This window comes from Neorhizobium sp. JUb45, assembly GCF_004343585.1.
Classification (GTDB): domain Bacteria; phylum Pseudomonadota; class Alphaproteobacteria; order Rhizobiales; family Rhizobiaceae; genus Neorhizobium.
The window spans coordinates 863,244-879,335 of record NZ_SLYW01000001.1 but is presented as its reverse complement, the minus strand read 5'-3'; the positions used below and the strand labels follow the sequence as shown (position 1 = coordinate 879,335).

Genomic DNA, 16,092 nt, shown 5'->3' with positions numbered 1-16,092 from the left:
GGAAAGGTAGCGGGTCATGAAGATTTTCGTCATCAATCTGGCGCGTAATCCCGAACGCCTGGAGCGCATGGAGAGACTTCTTGGTGCGCAAGGGCTGGAATTCGAGCGGCTTGACGCCGTCGATGGCAAGAAGCTGAGTGACGAAGACGTTGCTCGCTGGTCGCAAAGAAAGCCGGATGGCAGCCTCTGTCTGTCTCCAAGCGAGGTCGGCTGCATGCTCAGCCACCGGCACGCCTGGGAAAAGATCGCGGCGATGCCAAGCGGTCACGCGGTTATTCTGGAAGACGACATTCATTTTTCGGCAGAAGCTTCGACATTTCTCAAGTCGGGCGACTGGGTTCCGGCCGACGCCGAAATCGTAAAGATCGAGACGGTGAGGAAATGGAAGACAGCGGTCTCGAAAACACGCGTTCCGCTGGAGCACGGGCACAGCCTGGCAAAACTGCTCGGCCAGCATTTTGGCATGGCCGGCTATATTTTGACGCCGAATAGCGCAAGCAGGTTGCTGAACGAAATGGGTAGCGTGCATATGGCCATCGACCAGATTCTGTTCGATCCCGCGTCTTCTCTGTTCAGCCGCATGTCGATCTATCAAATGATGCCTGCACTCTGCATACAAGACCAGTTCATAGGGGAAACGGCAGAGGCATTGTCCAGCGACATTACACGGGCTTGGGAGGTCAACCGCAAACGCAAGACGCTTGGCCAGAAAGTTGCGCGTGAGGCCCGCCGATTTTGGGGCCAATTCAACAGGGCCGTATCGGGAAGCAGGCTTAATCCGTTTTCCTGTCAGGTGAATGTTCGCGTCGATTTTACAAGGCAATCCGACAGACACCGATGACACCGGAACGGCGGAAGTGATTTCTCGGAGCTTTGAATGAAAACTCTTATCTACCAATTCTGGAAAGGGCCGGTTCCGGCCTATGCCGGCTTAAGCGCACGACTATTCAAAGCCTATGCGCAGCGCCATGGCGCAGACTATCGCTTCGATGAAAATCCTGACTTTTTCAAAGGCAAATATTCTGAATATTATCATGCGCTCCGCCCGATCTATGACGACAGCTTTCTGGCATATGACAGGGTCATCTACATCGACGCGGATGTTTATCCGAAGCAGGCGGCGCCTGCCGATATCCTGACCTGCGACGTCGATCATATCGGCATGGTCGAGGAACTGGCAGCCGAAATTCGCGAGGATCGTCCCCGCTGGCTGAACGATCGGAATGACAATCGTTGGGCGATGGTTTGCGGTGGCGTTTTCAGGGCCAGCCCTCCACGCCTGCCAGACGGAAAGACACGCGCCTTCAATTCCGGCGTCATTGTCTACAGCCGCGAGGGGCTTGTCGCAGCGCGCCGGAACTTTCCCAATATCACGGCCTATTCTGCCGCAATGCGTCTGGCATTTCTGCCGCGCTTCTATCGCCTGGACCAGAACTACCTTGGCATGGCGTGCTTCAGACAGGGGATGCAGTTCACCATACTGGAACAGCGTTGGAACCATATTGTAAAGGCTGCGGCACTGGACGAGAACCGTCTCGTTAAAGCGGCACCGGGCGACACGGCATTCGTGCATTGGCAGGTGCGAAACCGAAAAGATTATTCCGAACAGGAAATCATGGATCTGGTCGAGAGCGCATAACAAAGCGGAAGCGCTTTGCCTGCGCGCCCCTCACACCTCCACCAGCCCCGTCTTCTTCACCTGCCGGATCGTCAGCATGGTCCTCACCGTGTCGACATGTTCGTTGGCTGTCAGCACCTCGATGACAAAGTCCTGAAAGCGCGTCAGGTTTTCCGACACACAGTGCAGTAGAAAATCGCTGTCGCCCGACACCATCCAGGCCTGACGCACCATCGGCCATTTTTCGGTCGCGGCGGCGAAGGCTTTGAGGTTGGCTTCGGACTGGTGCTTCAAGCCAACCACGCAGAAGGCGACAAGGTCGAAGCCGAGTTTCGGGCCGCTCAGCATCGCATGATAGCCCTCGATAATGCCGCTTTCTTCAAGCTTGCGCACACGCCGAAGACAGGGCGGCGCCGATATGCCGACTCGCTCCGCCAGTTCGACATTGGTCATACGGCCGTCCGCCTGCAGTTCCCGCAGAATTTTCAGATCGATACTGTCGAGTTCTACGCGGATCACGGCACGGCCTTTCTGTCGGTTTCACGCAAGCATCCTCTATCGAAATCGGCAGATTCCGCAACAAAGTTCCGTCATCGCGACGGATTGTTGCACAGAAGGCTCAAGACCTGTTGGAAACGCATGGCTGCCCTTGAATATCCGCATGGAACAATCATAAATGAACGTTCGCCGGCGGTGGAATGCGGTTTGATACCCATATAGGTATGCGGTTTCCAATCATCACAGGCTTTCCGCCGCGGCACTGAATAAGGATCGTCCCATGTCTGCCCGTCACACTCAGGTTCTCATCATCGGCTCCGGCCCGGCCGGTTACACCGCCGCCATCTATGCGGCGCGCGCAATGCTGAAACCGGTCCTGATCGCTGGCATGGAACAGGGCGGCCAGCTGATGATCACCACCGATGTCGAAAACTATCCGGGTTTTGCCGATCCGATCCAGGGCCCTTGGCTGATGGAACAGATGCTGGGTCAGGCAAAACATGTCGGCGCCGAGATCGTCAATGACCTCGTGACCGAAGTCGACACCAGCAGCCGCCCCTTCACCGTCAGGACGGATAGCGGACAGGTCTGGACCGCGGACACGCTGATCATCGCCACCGGCGCCAAGGCCAAATGGCTCGGCATCGAGAGCGAACAGGTGTTTCAGGGGTTTGGCGTTTCTGCCTGCGCCACCTGCGACGGCTTCTTCTATCGCAACAAGGACGTTATCGTCGTTGGCGGCGGAAATTCCGCCGTCGAGGAAGCGCTCTATCTCTCCAACATCGCCAGGACGGTCACCGTCGTGCATCGCCGCGACAGCTTCCGTTCGGAAAAGATTCTGCAGGAACGCCTGTTCCAGCGCGAGAACGTCAAGATCCTTTGGAACACCGAGATCGCCGAAATTACTGGCACACCGGCAAAGCCGCCGATGCCGCCGTCGGTTTCCGGCGTGCGCCTGCGCGACACCCGCACAGGTGTCGTCAGCGACAGCACGATCGATGGCGTGTTCGTAGCAATCGGCCATGCACCGGCTGTCGAACTGTTCAAGGACAAGCTGAAACTTAAATCCAACGGTTATCTGTGGACGGCTCCGGATTCGACCGCGACCAATGTGCCCGGCATCTTTGCTGCCGGCGATGTTACCGACGACACATTCCGTCAGGCAATTACCGCTGCTGGCATGGGCTGCATGGCAGCCCTTGAAGCAGAACGCTTTATCGCCGGCATCCTGCCGGTCGCAGAAGCTGCCGAATAACAACGAAGAGGACTAAGGCATGGTGGTGCCTCTCGATTGGGACAAACTGCGCATCTTTCACGCTGCGGCGGAGGCTGGGTCCTTCACCCATGCGGCAGACAAGCTGCATCTGTCCCAGTCGGCGATCAGCCGTCAGGTCAGCGCGCTCGAGCAGGATGTCGGCGTAAAACTGTTTCACCGCCATGCCCGTGGCCTCATCCTCACCGAACAGGGCGAGTTGCTGTACCGCACTGCCCATGACGTGCTTCTGAAGCTCGAAACGGTGAAGATGCAGCTGACGGAGACGACCGACAAACCGTCCGGCAAGCTGCGCGTCACCACCACGGTCGGCCTTGGCCAGGGCTGGCTCACCGACAAGGTGCAGGAATTCCTGCAGCTCTATCCGGAAATGTCGATCCAGCTGATCCTCGACAACGAGGAAGTCGACGTCAACATGCGTCACGCCGATTGCGCCATCCGCCTTCGCCAGCCGCAGCAGTCCGACCTCATTCAGCGCAAGCTGTTTACCGTGCACATGCACGTCTATGCGGCGCCCTCCTACATCAACCGGTTCGGCGAGCCGCAGACGGTCGAGGATCTCGACAACCACAGAATCATCAGCTTTGGCCAGCCGGCCCCCAACTATCTGCTGGACGTGAACTGGCTGGAAGACGCCGGTCGATCGTCGGACAACCCGCGCACCCCTCACCTGCAGATTAACAGCCAGACGTCGATCAAGCGCGCCTGCCTGTTGGGAATCGGTATTGCCGTGCTGCCGGATTATATCGTCGGCCGCGATCCGGGCCTGATCCAGCTGGCCATAAATGCCGACATCCCCTCTTTCGACACCTATTTCTGCTATCCCGATGAAATCAAGAACGCGGCAAAGCTCAAAGTTTTCCGTGACTTCATCGTCGCCAAGGCGCGCAACTGGAACTTCTGACCCGGATGACACGAGATGGAGCATTTTCATGCTCCATCCGTCGCGTTTTGCGCAACCTTTGCAAATATGACAGCCACGCGACGGAAGCCTTGCACTCAAGGCATAGCTGGATTGCACAATAAAGCGTTGTGACCTGCACAAAAAACGCCCATATCGCACTCAGTTGATGCACACGGTGGCTTTCCTCCCAGTTCCACCGCATCAGCTGTTCCCCTCTGGAGGTTTTTTGACCTTCATACCTAAAGGGCCCTGGAGCAATCCGGTGGCCCTCTTTTTTTGCCTGGATCCAAGTGGTGAAGGGCAGCGGAACAGATTTTCTGCCGCCTCAACAAAAATGTTTTTTAGCGGCAAACAGCCCTTGCCATCCCGGTTCCGACACCCCATCTCATTGCTTAGCCGGCCCCGTTGGCGACACCCCTCGTCGTCATTGCCGGCTGTTCCCCTCTGGAGGTTTTGAAACCTTCATACCTACGGGCCGCGGTTCTTCCGTCGGCCCATTTTTTTGCCCGCGATTCAGAAAAATCCGGCACCGCCCCTTAAAATCGTATTTTACCGATTTATATATCGGCAATGACCGATATGAACAAAACGCAGATTGAGCCGACGGAAAAGGCAGAGATCCTCAAGGCTCTCTCCCATCCGAAGCGCGTCGAGTTCCTCGAATGGATGCGCGAGCCGGAAAATCATTTCTGCAGCCAGGCGCATCCGGTCGAAATGGGCATTTGCGCCGGCCAGTTCGAAAAGTGCTGCGGCCTGTCGCAGTCTACCGTTTCCCAACATCTTTCCGTGCTGGAAAAGGCAGGCCTGATCACGCTCAAGCGCGTCGGCCAGTGGTCGTTCTACCAGCGCAACGAGGACCGTATCGCAGCCTTCATCGAGGAGCTGCGCAACACTCTCTGATACCCGAAATTCCAAAGGCAGCTAAAAGGAGCCCTCATGGCCAGCCTGTTCGATCCTATCACCGTCGGCTATATCGCCCTTGAAAACCGCGTCGCCATGGCGCCCCTGACCCGCAACCGCTCGCCGCAGGCGATCCCCAACAATCTCAACGCCGTTTATTACGAACAGCGCGCCACCGCAGGCCTGATCATCACAGAAGGCACGCCGGTCACCCAGCAGGGCCAGGGTTACGCCGACGTTCCCGGTCTCTACCTGCCGCAGGCCATCGAGGGCTGGAAGAAGGTGACGGATGCCGTGCACCAGCGCGGCGGCAAGATCGTCACGCAGATGTGGCATGTCGGCCGCATCTCGCACACCTCACTGCAGCCGAATGGCGGCGCGCCGGTTGCGCCGTCTGCCCTGCCGGCCAATGGCAAGACCTATATCGTCAACCCGGATGGCAGCGGCGCCTTCGTCGAAACCTCCGACCCGCGTGCACTCGACCTGTCCGAGATCGCCGGCATCGTCGATGATTTCCGCAAAGGCGCACGCGCAGCCATCGACGCCGGCTTTGATGGTGTCGAAATCCACGGCGCCAACGGCTACCTGATCGACCAGTTCCTGAAGACCGGCGCCAACCAGCGCACCGATGACTATGGTGGCTCGATCGAAAACCGCGCCCGCTTCCTCATTGAAGTCGTCGAAGCCGTGTCTGCCGAAATCGGCGGCGGCCGCACCGGCCTGCGCCTGTCGCCGGTCACGCCTGCCAATAACATCACCGAGGAAGATCCGCAGACCCTGTTCGACTATGTCGCCAAGGAACTCGGCAAGCGCGATCTCGCCTTCATCCATGTCATCGAAGGCGCAACGGGTGGCCCGCGTGATTTCACGCAAGGTGGCAAGCCGTTCGACTACCACGCCCTGAAGGCCGCCTATCGTGATGCCGGTGGCAAGGGCGCCTGGATGGTCAACAACGGTTATGACGGCGAAAGCGCCAAGGCCGCCATCGAAAGCGGTTACGCCGATGTCGTCGCCTTCGGTCGCGCCTTCATCGCCAACCCGGATCTGGTCGAGCGCCTGAAGACCGGTGCGCCGCTCAACGCCCCGGAAGTGGCCACCTTCTACGGTGGCGGTGCCAAGGGCTACACCGACTATCCGTCGCTGGAAGCCGTTGCGGCCGAATAAGGCACGCTACGAACTGATTGGGGGCTCGCCATTGGCGGGCCCTTTTTCCTTAAGACCTGCAGAAACCTGCCTACGCTCGACGCGCCTCGTCATCATCCACGACCTCGGCCTCCGGGCGGTCGCCGCCATCGCTGTATTCGGTGTGCCAGACGCCTTTGGAATCCTGCCAGCTGATCTCTTCCGGTTCGCCGCCGACCTGCTGTTCGGCCGCCACGATGCGGGCTGCAGCGAGCGCATCCTCATGTGTCGGAAAGGCTTCGGAATAGGCTCCATCCAGGCGATACGCCCAGCCGCCATCATGCCTGACGACCTGATAGACAACCTTGGTCATGCTTTCCCTCCTTGCTTTTGGCCTGTCTTTTGGCGCGCAGCCAGCATCAGCCAATAAAAATCCAGCCGGCATTCGCGTGCAGGAGAGAAGCGTCGAGAAGGCCCGAAGTTCCCACCCGTCTGACGTTACTATGGCACCAATACCGCCAAGGCGCAAAATGCGCCCTTGATGGCTGCCATGTCGGCATTAGATCCCAAGGCTTTGACACATGTCTTTGATGGGAATCATGGCGAATATCGCGGCACTACCGAAACAGGAAAAATCGCTCGTTCTGGCAGCAATCGTCGCCATCGCCTGCATCTTTGTGGAACATAGCCTGATCGGCGCCGGCAAAACGGTGTCGCTGATTGCCGCCGCCGTGCTGATCGGTGTGATCGTGCTCGCCTCCACCCGCGTTGCCCACCATGCCGAACTGCTGGCCCACAAGGTCGGCGATCCCTATGGCACGATGATCCTGACGCTGTCAGCCGTGGCCGTCGAGGTGATGATCCTTGCGATCATGCTCGGCAGCAGCACCTCGCCGACCCTGGTGCGCGACACGATCTATTCGGCCGTCATGCTCGACATCAACGGCATTCTGGGCCTCGCCGCGCTGCTCGGCGGCCTGCGTCATGGCGAACAGCCCTATAACGACAATTCGGGCAAAACCTATGGCGTGATGATCCTCACCGCCATGGGCATTTCGATGATCGTGCCGGAATTCGTGCCCGACGATCGCTGGCATTATTATTCCGGCTTCACCATCATTGCGATGATCGCGCTTTACGCCCTGTTCCTGAAAATGCAGGTCGGGCCGCACAGCTATTTCTTCAGCTACAGCTATACGAAAGCACGACCGGCGACTGCGGCCGCGAGCGTCGGCGGCTCGCAACCCTTGTCGCCACAGCCGGCCACCACACCGGCACCGACCAGCGCCCCGGAAGAAGAGACCAGCGCCGCCGTCTCCATCGGCGTCATCCTTTTCGGTGTCGTCGTCATCGGTTTTCTCGCAGAGTTCATGGCCGCCTTCCTCGACACAGGTCTTGAGAGCACATCCGCCCCGCCTGCCCTGATGGCCGTCATCGTCGCGTCGATCTCAGCCGCACCGGAAATCCTCACGGCCCTGCGCGCTGCCCTTCGCAACCGCATGCAATCGGTCATCAACATCGCCATGGGTGCCTCGCTGTCCACCGTCATCCTCACCGTGCCGGTGATGGAGGCGATCGCGCTTTACACCGGCCAGCCTTTTGTCATGGCGATGACACCGGTGCAGACGGTGATGGTTGTCATCACTCTCATCGTCGCCGCCATCAACCTCAATGACGGGGAAACAAACGCCATCGAAGGCATGACGCATTTCGTGCTGTTTGCCACTTTCATCATGCTGACCGTGCTGGGTTTGTGATTGCTAATAAGCCGCCACAAACACGCACTTGCGGCGACAAGCGGATTCAACATCGCAAGTGATTGAATCTGTTTGTCAGCGCGCCGGAACGGGCGCCGAAATCCGATAAAGTTATGTTGAACACTGCGTGTGCGGTTCTGGCGGCATGACGCCCTAGATAGGAGACGTCCACGCACCAGAGACGATCACGATGAAAGGGAGTTCACCATGACGCGCCTCGCCCGTCTTCTCACCGGCACCATGCTGGCCACCGCTGTTCTTGCAGGCCCGGTCCTTGCGCAAACGGCAGGCAAGCCGGCCGAAACCAAGGCCGCCAACGCCCCGGACCAGAAGCCCGCCTTCGCCAACCAGACCCGTGCGCCGCAGCCCGCCCAGATGCCCAAAATCGCCACCGAGACCGTGGCGGAAAACCTGCCGCATCTCTGGTCGATGGAATTCCTTCCCGATGGCCGCATGCTGGTCACCGCCAAGGAAGGCGCAATGCATATCATTTCCGAGGAAGGCGAAGCCGGCCCCGAAATCAAGGGCGTGCCGAAAGTCCTATCCGGCGGACAGGGCGGCCTGCTCGACGTGGCGCTAGCACCCGACTACGAAACCTCCGGCAAGATTTACTTCTCATTTTCCGAACAGCGTGAAGACGGCAACGGCACCTCGGTCGCTTCGGCCAAGCTGGTGCCAGACGATGCCGGCGGCGGTACGCTCGAAGACGTGAAGGTCGTTTTCCAGCAGATGCCGAGCTATGACGGCAACAAGCATTTTGGCTCCCGCCTCGTGTTTGGCCCGCAGGGCGAGCTTTACGTAACGGTAGGCGAGCGCTCGGATGCGGAACCACGCGTGCAGGCGCAGGAGCTTTCGAGCGGCCTCGGCAAGGTTTTCCGGATCGATGCCGAGGGCAAGGCCCTGCCCGATAACCCGTTCGTTTCCACCGAAAACGCAAGGCCGGAAATCTGGAGCCTCGGCCACCGCAACCTGCAGGCCGCCACTCTCGACGGCCAGGGCCGTCTCTGGACGGTGGAACACGGCCCCAAGGGCGGCGACGAACTGAACCGCCCGGAAGCCGGCAAGAATTACGGTTGGCCGGAAGTCACCTATGGCGTCGAATATAGCGGTAAGGCGGTCGGCGACGGCATTACCGCAAAGGCCGAAACCGAACAGCCGGTCTATTACTGGGACCCGGTGATCGCCCCTTCCGGCATGGCCTATTATGATGGCGATGCCATTCCCGAATGGAAAGGCGTCTTCCTCGTCGGCGGTCTCGGATCGCAGGGCGTCGTCGTGCTGCACATGGATGGTGACAAGGTAGCTCATGAAGAACGCGTGCCGCTCGATGCGCGCATCCGCGACGTCAAGGTCGGCCCCGATGGCGCCGTCTATGCCGTTACCGAAAGCCGCGGCGGCAGCTCCACCATCGTCAAGCTGACCAAGGCCTGATACGGCTCTGATAGCAGGCGGCCACCGACAGCCGCCGCCGCCTGCTGACCCGCTCTCCAAAAGAGGGCATCAATAAACATGATGATAAAAATCATATTTGTTGCATTGCCTGTCCATGGCGTCTAAGAGACCGGTGATCCACCGCCACCTCCGGGACTGCCATGACCGCGCATTTCGGCGCCTCCTCCTCCGGCGACTTCACGTCGACCACCAGCCACACAGCCCTGCTGGATAGCGCGTTGCTGGCGCATTACGAGGAACTGTGCACAAGCGTGCGCCGCCGCGGCCATAGCCCTGCAAATTCCCAGGAAATCGTCCACGACGTTTATGTTCGCCTGCGGCAGAAGCAGACGGCGCTGGAAGGCAAGACGTCGCTGAGGGCGTTTCTGATCCGCGCCTGCGTCAATCTCGGCATCGACCGTTTCCGGCGCCAGCGTTTCGAAGCCTGCCTGTTTTCCGGCAGCGAGCAGGAAGCACTGCTGGTCAGCGCACCGATCGCCTCGCCCGATCAGGGACTGGATCTCGAATACCGCATCGCCATTCTCAAGACGGCCATCATGGACATGTCGCTGCAGAGACGCCGCGTCTTCATCGCCAGCCGCGTCGGCAACCTGTCGTCCGATGAAATCGCGCTGCGCATGAAAATCAGCCGCAACATGGTCGACCGTCATCTGCGCAAGGCTTACCTGCATTGCCTCGACAGGCTGGAAGAGACACTCTGACCCCGATGACCAGCAGAGCGGAAAAAGCCGGATCCATGTCAGACGACAAGGCAAACGACCGAAAACTGCGCGAACAGGCGGTCGACTGGCTGCTGCGTCTGCAGGACGAGCCGGATGACCCGATGCTGCAGGCGCAGTTCCAGACCTGGCTTGCCAAGGACCCTGCCCGCGCCGTGGTGTACGAACGCGCCCGCCGCGCCATGGGCGATGCCAGCCATCTCCTGAAAAGCGACCTCGACTTTGCCCAGAAAGCCGCCCACAAGCCGCTGCTGCGCGCCCGCAACGTGGTGGCGGCACTGCTGGTCATCATGGCAGGCTCCGGCGCATTCATGGCCGCTGACGGCCCCATGCGCCTGCGTGCCGACATCATCACCGGCACCGGCCAGCCGCAACACCTGACGCTGGCCGATGGCTCCAGGGTCGAACTCAATGCCGAAACCGCCATCGCGATCCATATGGAGCGCAACGAACGCCGGATTAAACTGCTGCGCGGCCAGGCCTATTTCGAGGTGGCTGCCGACCCTGCCCGGCCTTTCGTGGTCGAGGCCGGCCATGGATCGACGACGGCACTCGGCACAGCCTTCGACATCAACCTCACCGCCGACGCAACGCATGTGACCGTGACCGAACACGCCGTCATGGTGACCTCGCTCTCCGGTGACGGCCGGCAGCGCCTGCCGGAAGGCAACCAGCTCTCCTATGACGACGACGGCCAACTGGGTGCGGTCGAACCGGCCGATATCGGCATGGCGACCGCGTGGCGGCAGGGCCGCATCGTTTTCGAAAACCGTCCGCTTGCGGCGGTCGTCGACGAAATCGCCCGTTATCTTCCGGGCCGTATCGTCATCGCCCAATCCGATCTGGCGACGCGAAAAATCTCCGGAAGCCTCGACCTCACCGATCCGCAGACCGCGCTCGACGGTTTTTCCGAAGCGATCGGCATCAAGGTGACACGCCTCGGCCCCTACCTGACGATCCTGCGCCAATAATTTTTTTCAAAAGACCTGTCCCAAACCCGGCCGCCCATCCGTCCACCCGGCAGAGACATAGCTTGAGAGGACGGGTCCGGGGACCATGACAGTTTCGACCAACACACATTCGACATCCCGCAGCCAGCGACGGCTACAGCATCTTGCCGCCGCACTTCTGGCCGGCTCCGCCATTTTCGCGACAGTTGATGCGCCTCTTGCCCAGCAGGCAACCGCCATCAGCATCAACGTGCCCGGCGGCAATCTTTCCACCGCGCTCAACGCACTGGCCGCACAGGCAAAGCTGCAGATCGTTTATGACGCGGCGATCACGCAAGGTGTGCGCACCTCGGGCGTCTCCGGCAACCTGCCGGTCGATGCGGCACTGTCGCAAATGCTGTCCGGCACCGGCATCAGCTACCGTTACAGCGGCCGGACAGTGACGCTGTCGAAGGCAGCAACAGCGGATGCTGCTGCGGCGACGGATGGTGATGCGACCAATCTGGATACACTTCAGGTCAAGACCAGCCGCTATTATGCTTCCGGCAACCCCAGCTCAGCAGCGATTGATGAAGAACTCATCGCGCGTGTGCAGGCCTCCAGTCTTCCCGAACTGGTAAGGCAGACACCAGGCGTCTCGATGGGTGGCGGTGTTCGACTGCAGGGGCAGAGTATCTCGATCCGAGGTTTCGCAAGACAGTCCGACACCCGAATCCTGCTCGACGGCGCCCCGAAAAACTTCGAGAAGTACGATCAAGGTAATATTTTCGTCGAGCCGGAATTGCTGAAGCGGGTAGAAATCGAAAAAGGTGCAACCTCGGTTCGTTACGGTAACGGCGGGTTTGGCGGCACGGTTCGTATGGAAAGCAAGGACGCGGCAGATATGCTAAGACCCGGCGAAAGCTGGGGGGCATGGGGAAAGACTGCCTATCAGACCGCCAACAAGGAATTTCTGGAAACAGGTGCGCTCTATGGCCGGTCGGATTTCGGCACGCCAATCACCTATGATGGCCTGCTTTCACTGACATGGAGAAAGGGCGGCGATATGCGTGTCGGCGGCGGCGAACATTACGCCTTTTCTGACTCCAAGCTTGCCACCGGCATGGCAAAATTCGGCGCTGAGTTTGACGGGCATGAAATCAATACGTCGGTCATCTACGGCGAAAGCAATAACTGGGGTCCGGTTGCAGCCATTCGCGGACAGCTGGATATCTCGCTCTCCGACATCGCCAGATACGGTTACAAGGAAGCCGCACGTCGGCGCCTTGCGTGGCGCGAACTACAGGATCTCACGACAACATTCGAATACAAATACAAGGGCGACAGCGAGCTTTGGAACCCACGTTTCATGGCCAGCTATTCCTCGACAGGTCAGCTCGCTACCCGCCCGGGCAATCTCAGCCCCGCCGCATCGGTCGGAGGGCTCGAGAACGAAGCAACCTATTCCGACCTGCGGCTGGAGCTGGAGAACACCTCGGAATTCACGCTTGGTGGACTGGATCATAGCCTGAATTACGGCCTCCAATATAACGCCCACAAGCGCGACGTCTGGATGTACGATGTCGCCAACAAGAACTCGGCACAGCACAATTACGGGTATTACGCACCGTGGTTCATGCCCGAAGGCACGCAGGATACCGCCTCCGCCTTCGTTCGTGACACGATAAGCGTAACCGACGACCTGAAAATTACACCCGGCATGCGTTTCGATTTCATTCGATCGGAAGGCGTGCCCAGTAACGCACCGCGCTACAACAATCCGGCGGCCGGTCATGACTTTTCCGCCGTTGATCACACAGGCTTCACACCGGCTATCAGCGTGATCTGGGATGCCACACGAAACCTGCGCCTCTTCGCTGACTGGTCCTACGCGATGCGCGCACCCAATATCGATGAGATCTATTCGAACCAAAGTGCGGCAACGACGGCGGCCAGCACGAGCAGGGGTCTCGAAGCCGAACGCAACAACACCATCAACCTCGGCGCCGAGGTCAATTTCGACGACGTGCTGACATCCGGCGACATGTTCGCTGCAAAGGTTGCCGTCTATAACAACCATGTCACCAATCCCGTGACGCGACGGTTCGGAACGGCCAACCTGTCGGGCATGGGCGTCGTCGGCCCGGTGCCGTTTTACTGGAATACCCCGTCCTATTCCACAAGCGGCCTGGAAATTCAGGCGCACTATGAGAACGAACGGATGTTTGCCGATCTTGGCCTTTCATGGATGACCGGCACCCGACAGGGCGCCATCAACAATGTCTTTGGGCCCCGCACCTATACCAATGACCTGGCACCCTTCACGGCCCAGACGACACTCGGTGTGAAATTCCCCGATCAGGACCTGACCTTTGGATGGTCTGGCACGTTTGTCGATGCTCAGGACAAGACACCCTACAATCAGGATGGCAAGACTTATGCACGTCCGCCAAGTGCGGGTTACGCCGTGCATGGCCTCTTCATGAGCTGGACGCCCAAGGACGGCATCATGAAGGACACCGAACTTCACGCAGCCGTCGAAAACATCTTCGATAAAAACTACGAGCCCTATCTCGCTGACGGTATTACCGCCATGCCGGGCCGCAATTTCAAAGTCTCGCTCAGCCGCAAGTTCTAAAGCCAAAAACACCCCACAAAAACCAGAAGGCCCGCCGTTTCCGGCGGGCCTTCTTCGTTTCAATGTCGGTTCGAACCGTTTAGCGGCAGGCGGCGCAGAAACGCTGGATGCGCTTGCAGGCTTCTTCCAGCAGTTCTTCCGAAGTCGCATAGGAAATGCGGAAGTTCGGGCCGAGGCCGAAGGCCGAGCCGTGCACGACGGCAACGCCTTCGGTTTCCAGAAGCTCGGTAACAAAATCCTCGTCGGTCTCGATGACCTTGCCCGACGGCGCGGTCTTGCCGATCAGGCCGGCGCAGGACGGGTAGACGTAGAACGCACCTTCCGGCTTCGGGCACACAAGGCCCGACGCCTGGTTGAGCATCGACACGACGAGATCACGACGGCCTTCGAAGATCGCCTTGTTCTTGGCAACGAAGTCCTGCGGGCCGTTCAGCGCTTCCACGGCCGCCCACTGGGCGATCGAGGAGGCACCCGAGGTCTGCTGGCCCTGGATCATGTCCATGGCCTTGATCAGCTCGAGCGGGCCGGCAGCGTAGCCGATACGCCAGCCGGTCATCGCATAGGCCTTGGAGACGCCGTTCATGGTCAGCGTGCGGTCGTAAAGTTTTGGCTCGACTTCCACCGGCGTCACGAACTTGAAGTCACCAAAGGTCAGGTGCTCGTACATGTCGTCGGTCAGGACCCACACATGCGGATGCTTGAGCAGAACGTCGGTCAGCGCCTTCAGTTCATCGTGGCTGTAGGCTGCACCGGTCGGGTTGGACGGCGAGTTGAACAGGAACCATTTTGTCTTCGGCGTGATCGCGCTTTCGAGCTCTTCAGCCGTCAGCTTGAAATTGTTTTCCTGCTTGGTCGAGATCGATACCGGCGTACCGCCGCAGATCGCCACCATTTCCGGATAGGAAACCCAGTAAGGCGCCGGGATGATGACCTCATCGCCCGGGTTCATCGTCGCCATGAAGGCGTTGAACAGGATCTGCTTTCCGCCGGTGCCGACGATCGTCTGGGCAGCCGTGTAATCGAGACCGTTCTCGCGCTTGAACTTCTTGGCGATCGCCTCGCGCAGCTGCGGAATACCCGAAACCGGCGTGTACTTCGTCTCGCCGCGATTGATCGCGTCGATAGCAGCCTGCTTGACGTTGTCCGGCGTATCGAAATCCGGTTCGCCGGCGCCGAGACCGATCACATCGCGGCCTTTGGCTTTGAGATCGCGCGCTTTCTGCGAAACGGCGATGGTGGCGGAGGGCTTTACGCGGGAGAGGGCATCGGCAAGAAAGGCCATGATGAAGTCATCCTGAGGGTTTGAGTAGGCGGACAAGACTGTATTTCCGCCGTCAGGTTCTATGTCGAATGTGACAGGCTTATTCAAGCACAAACCGGCCTCAAACGGTTCTTTCGCCAACAAAATCGAGCCTGTCTGACAGCTAGACTTGTTTCGCTGCGGCGACAAATTGGAGCCGACGCCAGTCGGTTTGACGGGTGCTTCTGCACGTGTTGGTGCCACCCGCAAACGACCGTTAACCGCTGCCTTGTTTTGGCCACATCAAAGCCGCGTGAGGCCGCAAATCAGTCTTTATCGGGTCGTTTTCCAAGGCGATCGTCCGCTTGTTCGCAGCACGACGGACGCGCCCGAGAAAGACAAGACGATGGACAACGAAAACACCCCTGCCCCGAAACTGCCTGCCCGAACCGTTTCGGCTTACAGCGGCCGCATCTCGCTCGCCATCGTCACCCTCACCGCCGCGCTGGGCACCACGCTTCTGATGTCCGGCCTCGCTCACGCGGAACCGATGATATCGGCCGCCGGATCGTTGACCCATGGCAGCAGCCTGCAGCAGTCCGGCTTTGCGGATGAACGCTTTTTATTCGGAACGCTGACATTCGGGTTTTCACTTCTGGCAGCCGGCGTCTGGCACCGCAGCTTTCGCGCTGCGGCAAGGCCAAACACCGCAGCAGGCACTAAGCCAAACCGATAGCCTCTCTCGAAGGCATGTTCATGCTCGCAAAAATTGCACGCAAAGCGCCATTCATAAGCCTTGCCTAAAATGCAAGATTAAGCAGGAAAATGCTCGTTAAGCGGGATTTTGTGCCAAAATCGCGCGGCAATTTAGATATTCTTATCGCTAGCGATGGAAATTGGGTAGGGTTTTGCCAGCACATGCCGCAAAGCCTTGCCACCAAAGGCTTTTGCTGCCTTTGGCCACCTCCGAATTTCAACGACTGTTAGAAAACTTTTTCTTGCCAATTTACGATAAACGCAGCAATCTGTGTTCGTTCGGGCA

At 59.2% G+C, this 16,092-nt stretch carries 15 protein-coding genes; 12 read left to right on the top strand and 3 right to left on the bottom strand.

The annotated features are described in order from the left end of the window. Positions 1 to 16: 16 nt before the first annotated feature. A complete protein-coding gene (locus EDF70_RS04260) occupies positions 17 to 841 on the top strand; it encodes a glycosyltransferase family 25 protein (protein WP_132272069.1) in 825 nt (274 codons plus the stop codon). 36 nt (positions 842 to 877) lie between these two features. Further along, complete coding sequence (locus EDF70_RS04255; RefSeq protein WP_132272068.1) at positions 878 to 1,639, top strand: glycosyltransferase; 762 nt, start codon at positions 878 to 880, stop codon at positions 1,637 to 1,639. A gap of 30 nt (positions 1,640 to 1,669) precedes the next feature. Here the strand turns inward: EDF70_RS04255 and EDF70_RS04250 are convergent, their stop codons facing one another. After that, positions 1,670 to 2,137 carry an Lrp/AsnC family transcriptional regulator gene (locus tag EDF70_RS04250; RefSeq protein ID WP_132272067.1) on the bottom strand — a complete coding sequence of 156 codons (468 nt, stop codon included), beginning with the start codon at positions 2,135 to 2,137 and terminating at the stop codon, positions 1,670 to 1,672. Between the two features lie 259 nt (positions 2,138 to 2,396). Between EDF70_RS04250 and trxB the strand changes: the two genes are divergently transcribed. From trxB to EDF70_RS04230, 4 genes are all read left to right on the top strand, one after another. Next, the gene (gene trxB / locus EDF70_RS04245) at positions 2,397 to 3,371 is read left to right on the top strand and encodes a thioredoxin-disulfide reductase (protein ID WP_132272066.1); all 975 of its coding nucleotides are present in this window, start codon (positions 2,397 to 2,399) and stop codon (positions 3,369 to 3,371) included. A 25-nt stretch (positions 3,372 to 3,396) separates the two neighbouring features. Then, positions 3,397 to 4,293, top strand: coding sequence for a LysR family transcriptional regulator VtlR (locus EDF70_RS04240; protein ID WP_165931952.1), 897 nt, complete (start codon positions 3,397 to 3,399; stop codon positions 4,291 to 4,293). A gap of 579 nt (positions 4,294 to 4,872) precedes the next feature. Further along, the gene (locus EDF70_RS04235) at positions 4,873 to 5,193 is read left to right on the top strand and encodes a metalloregulator ArsR/SmtB family transcription factor (RefSeq protein WP_132272064.1); all 321 of its coding nucleotides are present in this window, start codon (positions 4,873 to 4,875) and stop codon (positions 5,191 to 5,193) included. Positions 5,194 to 5,229: 36 nt separating this feature from the next. After that, positions 5,230 to 6,357, top strand: coding sequence for an alkene reductase (locus EDF70_RS04230; RefSeq protein ID WP_132272063.1), 1,128 nt, complete (start codon positions 5,230 to 5,232; stop codon positions 6,355 to 6,357). Positions 6,358 to 6,427: 70 nt separating this feature from the next. On the opposite strand, the gene EDF70_RS04225 is transcribed toward EDF70_RS04230, so the two are convergent. Beyond that, entirely contained in the window at positions 6,428 to 6,688 is a 261-nt protein-coding gene (locus EDF70_RS04225) for a DUF2188 domain-containing protein (RefSeq protein WP_132272062.1), read from the bottom strand. Between the two features lie 226 nt (positions 6,689 to 6,914). On the opposite strand from EDF70_RS04225, the gene EDF70_RS04220 reads away from it, so the two are divergent. The 5 genes from EDF70_RS04220 (at position 6,915) to EDF70_RS04200 (ending at position 13,810) form a co-directional block, all read left to right on the top strand. Next, the gene (locus EDF70_RS04220) at positions 6,915 to 8,072 is read left to right on the top strand and encodes a calcium:proton antiporter (RefSeq protein ID WP_132272061.1); all 1,158 of its coding nucleotides are present in this window, start codon (positions 6,915 to 6,917) and stop codon (positions 8,070 to 8,072) included. A gap of 207 nt (positions 8,073 to 8,279) precedes the next feature. Further along, positions 8,280 to 9,503, top strand: coding sequence for a PQQ-dependent sugar dehydrogenase (locus EDF70_RS04215; protein WP_132272060.1), 1,224 nt, complete (start codon positions 8,280 to 8,282; stop codon positions 9,501 to 9,503). Between the two features lie 161 nt (positions 9,504 to 9,664). Next, complete coding sequence (locus tag EDF70_RS04210) at positions 9,665 to 10,225, top strand: RNA polymerase sigma factor (protein ID WP_132272059.1); 561 nt, start codon at positions 9,665 to 9,667, stop codon at positions 10,223 to 10,225. 35 nt (positions 10,226 to 10,260) lie between these two features. Further along, entirely contained in the window at positions 10,261 to 11,214 is a 954-nt protein-coding gene (locus tag EDF70_RS04205) for a FecR family protein (RefSeq protein WP_165931932.1), read from the top strand. An 85-nt stretch (positions 11,215 to 11,299) separates the two neighbouring features. Then, positions 11,300 to 13,810 (top strand): TonB-dependent receptor, encoded by a 2,511-nt coding sequence (locus tag EDF70_RS04200; RefSeq protein ID WP_132272057.1) that lies wholly within the window; start codon positions 11,300 to 11,302, stop codon positions 13,808 to 13,810. A 79-nt stretch (positions 13,811 to 13,889) separates the two neighbouring features. On the opposite strand, the gene EDF70_RS04195 is transcribed toward EDF70_RS04200, so the two are convergent. Continuing rightward, the gene (locus tag EDF70_RS04195; protein WP_132272056.1) at positions 13,890 to 15,092 is read right to left on the bottom strand and encodes a pyridoxal phosphate-dependent aminotransferase; all 1,203 of its coding nucleotides are present in this window, start codon (positions 15,090 to 15,092) and stop codon (positions 13,890 to 13,892) included. A 364-nt stretch (positions 15,093 to 15,456) separates the two neighbouring features. Between EDF70_RS04195 and EDF70_RS04190 the strand changes: the two genes are divergently transcribed. Further along, positions 15,457 to 15,786 (top strand): hypothetical protein, encoded by a 330-nt coding sequence (locus EDF70_RS04190; RefSeq protein WP_132272055.1) that lies wholly within the window; start codon positions 15,457 to 15,459, stop codon positions 15,784 to 15,786. Positions 15,787 to 16,092: the final 306 nt, after the last annotated feature.

Coding starts and splice junctions, on each gene's coding strand:
- EDF70_RS04195 (WP_132272056.1), bottom strand. CDS start 15,092: ATGGCCTTTCTTGCCGATGCCCTCTCCCGCGTAAAGCCCTCCGCCACC.
- EDF70_RS04220 (WP_132272061.1), top strand. CDS start 6,915: ATGGCGAATATCGCGGCACTACCGAAACAGGAAAAATCGCTCGTTCTG.
- EDF70_RS04210 (WP_132272059.1), top strand. CDS start 9,665: ATGACCGCGCATTTCGGCGCCTCCTCCTCCGGCGACTTCACGTCGACC.
- EDF70_RS04225 (WP_132272062.1), bottom strand. CDS start 6,688: ATGACCAAGGTTGTCTATCAGGTCGTCAGGCATGATGGCGGCTGGGCG.
- EDF70_RS04230 (WP_132272063.1), top strand. CDS start 5,230: ATGGCCAGCCTGTTCGATCCTATCACCGTCGGCTATATCGCCCTTGAA.
- EDF70_RS04190 (WP_132272055.1), top strand. CDS start 15,457: ATGGACAACGAAAACACCCCTGCCCCGAAACTGCCTGCCCGAACCGTT.
- EDF70_RS04235 (WP_132272064.1), top strand. CDS start 4,873: ATGAACAAAACGCAGATTGAGCCGACGGAAAAGGCAGAGATCCTCAAG.
- EDF70_RS04260 (WP_132272069.1), top strand. CDS start 17: ATGAAGATTTTCGTCATCAATCTGGCGCGTAATCCCGAACGCCTGGAG.
- EDF70_RS04255 (WP_132272068.1), top strand. CDS start 878: ATGAAAACTCTTATCTACCAATTCTGGAAAGGGCCGGTTCCGGCCTAT.
- trxB (WP_132272066.1), top strand. CDS start 2,397: ATGTCTGCCCGTCACACTCAGGTTCTCATCATCGGCTCCGGCCCGGCC.
- EDF70_RS04200 (WP_132272057.1), top strand. CDS start 11,300: ATGACAGTTTCGACCAACACACATTCGACATCCCGCAGCCAGCGACGG.
- EDF70_RS04205 (WP_165931932.1), top strand. CDS start 10,261: ATGTCAGACGACAAGGCAAACGACCGAAAACTGCGCGAACAGGCGGTC.
- EDF70_RS04215 (WP_132272060.1), top strand. CDS start 8,280: ATGACGCGCCTCGCCCGTCTTCTCACCGGCACCATGCTGGCCACCGCT.